Annotated in this window: 4 protein-coding genes; 2 read left to right on the forward strand and 2 right to left on the reverse strand. The window is 71.5% G+C overall.

Annotated features, from left to right (window positions below):
• Window positions 1-349: protein kinase family protein (locus tag DW309_RS01670; RefSeq protein ID WP_524538329.1), on the reverse strand; the 349-nt coding region annotated here is incomplete at its 3' end.
• Between the two features lie 221 nt (window positions 350-570).
• On the opposite strand from DW309_RS01670, the gene DW309_RS01675 reads away from it, so the two are divergent.
• Window positions 571-1,329 carry an SDR family NAD(P)-dependent oxidoreductase gene (locus tag DW309_RS01675; RefSeq protein ID WP_136044364.1) on the forward strand — a complete coding sequence of 253 codons (759 nt, stop codon included), beginning with the start codon at window positions 571-573 and terminating at the stop codon, window positions 1,327-1,329.
• A 23-nt stretch (window positions 1,330-1,352) separates the two neighbouring features.
• Entirely contained in the window at window positions 1,353-2,183 is an 831-nt protein-coding gene (locus DW309_RS01680; RefSeq protein ID WP_136044365.1) for an SDR family oxidoreductase, read from the forward strand.
• A 16-nt stretch (window positions 2,184-2,199) separates the two neighbouring features.
• Here the strand turns inward: DW309_RS01680 and DW309_RS01685 are convergent, their stop codons facing one another.
• Window positions 2,200-2,946: a sulfite exporter TauE/SafE family protein gene (locus DW309_RS01685; RefSeq protein ID WP_136044366.1), complete on the reverse strand. Its 747-nt coding sequence runs from the start codon at window positions 2,944-2,946 to the stop codon at window positions 2,200-2,202.
• Between the last annotated feature and the right edge of the window lie 61 nt (window positions 2,947-3,007).

Consider the following 3,007-nt stretch of genomic DNA (forward strand, 5'->3'; position numbering starts at 1 on the left):
CGCCCACCGCGCGCACGGCGGTCGCGGGCTCGGCCGTCCACCGGGGATCCACGGCGCTCAGGCCGTCGAGGGCCGCCGTCACCAGCCACTCGTGCGTCTCGTCCTCGCCGCTGTCCAGCACGGTCGGCGCGCTGATCCACCGCGCGGCCCAGCGCATTCGCTCGGCCTCGTCGCGCAGCGTGGACTCGAGGTTGCGCGGACCCCACTTGATGTAGAACGGCTCGCCGACGCCGGTCGCGCGGAACGTGAGACCGCCGTCGTCGTTCCGCCAGACGCAGACGAGGTCTGCTCCGCGGGACAGCTCGCGCACCCGGTCGGGGACGACGACGGACTCGGCGGGGATCGTCATGCTCCCATCCTGCCGGACGCGCGGACGCTCAGGGCCGACCGGTCGCGCGAGGAGCGGACGCCGTCTCCGGACGGGCGGTGTCGTAGGCTCGCCTCGACGCCGTCCCCTCACGCCCGGTCGCACCGGCACCACCGCAGCCCGGGTTCGTCCTGGAACCAGGAACCACCTAGGCTGGGACTGCGTTTCAGGCATGTCGCACGACGTTCGAAGGAGAACCTCACATGCAGATCAGCGGACAGGGCGCCCTCGTCACCGGAGGGGCGTCGGGCCTCGGGCTCGCCACCGCGCGTCGCCTCGCGGCGGCCGGAGCTCACGTCACGATCATCGACCTCCCCTCCTCGGCGGGTGCCGAGATCGCGGAAGAACTGGGCGGGGTCTTCGTGCCCGCCGACGTCACGAGCGTCGACGAGGTCGCGGCCGCGGTCGCCGCCGCACAAGCCGCCGCCCCGCTGCGCGTGGTGATCAACTGCGCCGGTATCGCCCCGCCCGCCAAGGTGCTCGATCGCGAGGGCAACCCCGCGGTGCTCGCCGACTTCGAGCGGATCGTGCGTATCAACCTCGTCGGCACCTTCAACGTCATCTCGCAGGCCGCGGCCGTGATCGCGAAGAACGAACTGCACGACGAGGAGCGCGGCGTCATCGTCAACACAGCCAGCGTCGCGGCGTTCGACGGTCAGATCGGGCAGCCCGCGTACTCCGCGTCGAAGGGCGGCGTGCACGCCATGACCCTCCCGATCGCACGCGAACTCGCCCGACACGGCATCCGCGTGTGCACCATCGCCCCCGGCATCATGGAGACCCCGATGCTGATGGGGCTGCCGCAGGAGGCGCAGGACTCGCTCGGCCAGCAGGTGCCGTTCCCCGCCCGCCTCGGCCGACCGGACGAGTACGCCGCCCTCGCCCAGCAGATCGTCGAGAACGGCTACCTCAACGGCGAGACCATCCGCCTCGACGGCGCCATCCGCATGGCACCGCGCTGACCACCCGCCCCGAAGGAGAACCCATGTCACTCGCCGGCAAGACCATCCTCATGTCGGGCGGCAGCCGCGGCATCGGCCTCGCGATCGCGCTGCGCGCCGCCGCCGACGGCGCCAACATCGCCATGCTCGCCAAGACCGACACCCCGCATCCGAAGCTCGAGGGCACCGTGCACACCGCGGCCGAGCAGATCCGCGCGGCCGGCGGCCAGGCGCTGCCGATCGTCGGCGACGTGCGCGAGGACGACGACATCACCGAAGCGGTCATGAAGACGCAGGGCGAGTTCGGCGGCATCGACATCGTGATCAACAACGCCAGCGTGATCGACCTGTCGCGCTCGCTCGACCTCTCGGCGAAGAAGTACGACCTGATGCAGGACGTCAACGTGCGCGGGACGTTCCTGCTGTCGCGGGCGGCCGTGCCGATCCTGAAGGACGCCGAGAACCCGCACATCCTGTCGCTCTCGCCGCCCCTGAACCTCAGCCCGAAGTGGCTCGGGGCGCACACGGGCTACACGCTCGCGAAGTTCGGCATGACCATGGTCACGCTCGGGCTCGCGGCCGAGTTCGCGCGCGACGGCATCGCCGCCAACACGCTGTGGCCCCGCACGACCATCGCGACCGCCGCCGTGCAGAACCTCCTCGGGGGCGACAGGGTGATGGCCGCGAGCCGCACGGCCGACATCTACGCCGACGCCGCCTACGCGGTGCTGTGCCGGCCGGCCGCGACCACCACGGGGCAGTCGCTCATCGTGGAGGACGTGCTGGAGGCCGAGGGCGTGACCGACTTCTCGCGCTACGCCGCCGTGCCCGGCACCCCCGACAGCGCCCTGTTCCCGGACATCTTCCTCGACTGACCCGGTCCGCGCGGGATCAGAAGAGCAGGTAGAGCGCGCCGAGGATCGTGAGCGCGATCACGATGCGGTCGAACACCCGTTGATCGAGCCGTCGTGCCACGCGCAGTCCGAGGAGGGCGCCGAGCACCACCAGCGGCGCGAGCAGCGCGTCCGTCAGCAGCACCGGCGCGGTGAACAGTCCGATGCCGGCGAGGAACGGCACCTTGATCACGTTGATGATCGCGAAGAACCAGGCCGAGGTGCCCAGGAACACCTGGACCGGGGTGCGCGTCGCCAGGAAGTACATCGACATCACGGGTCCGCCGGCGTTGGCGACCATCGTCGTGAAGCCGCCCAGGGTGCCGTAGGCGCCGGCGAGCACGAGTCCGCCGCGGGGCGTGACCGTCGTCTCGACGCGCGACTGCCGCCATCGTCGCCACAGGGTGACGGCGATCATCAGCAGCAGGATCACGCCGATCGCGCGCCGCACCACGTCGTCGCCGGTCAGGGCGAGGAAGGCGAAGCCGAGCAGCAGTCCGGCGATGACGGCGGGGGCGAGTCGCAGCAGTGTCGGCCAGTGGGCGTGCCGACGGTAGGCGAGGAGCGCGAACACGTCGCCCACCATGAGCAGCAGCAGCGTGGCCGCGGTCGAGGTGCGGGCGGGCAGCACCGCGGCGAACAGCGCGATCGCGAGGATGCTGCCGCCGGGCAGTGCGGTCTTGGAGATGCCGATCACGACCGCGGCCAGGCCGAGCGCCGCCCAGGCCCACGCGTCGAGCGCCATCACCGGCGCAGCTCGTCCGCGATGTCTTTGAAGCCGCGGGCGGTCGCGAGGTCGAGCGGCA

Origin of the sequence: Microbacterium sp. K41 (assembly GCF_004794395.1) — a bacterium.
GTDB classification, from domain to species: domain Bacteria; phylum Actinomycetota; class Actinomycetes; order Actinomycetales; family Microbacteriaceae; genus Microbacterium; species Microbacterium sufflavum.

What these genes read in the sequence shown, in the direction of transcription:
- DW309_RS01675 (WP_136044364.1), top strand. Translation starts at nt 571, where the DNA reads ATGCAGATCAGCGGACAGGGCGCCCTCGTCACCGGAGGGGCGTCGGGC.
- DW309_RS01685 (WP_136044366.1), bottom strand. Translation starts at nt 2,946, where the DNA reads ATGGCGCTCGACGCGTGGGCCTGGGCGGCGCTCGGCCTGGCCGCGGTC.
- DW309_RS01680 (WP_136044365.1), top strand. Translation starts at nt 1,353, where the DNA reads ATGTCACTCGCCGGCAAGACCATCCTCATGTCGGGCGGCAGCCGCGGC.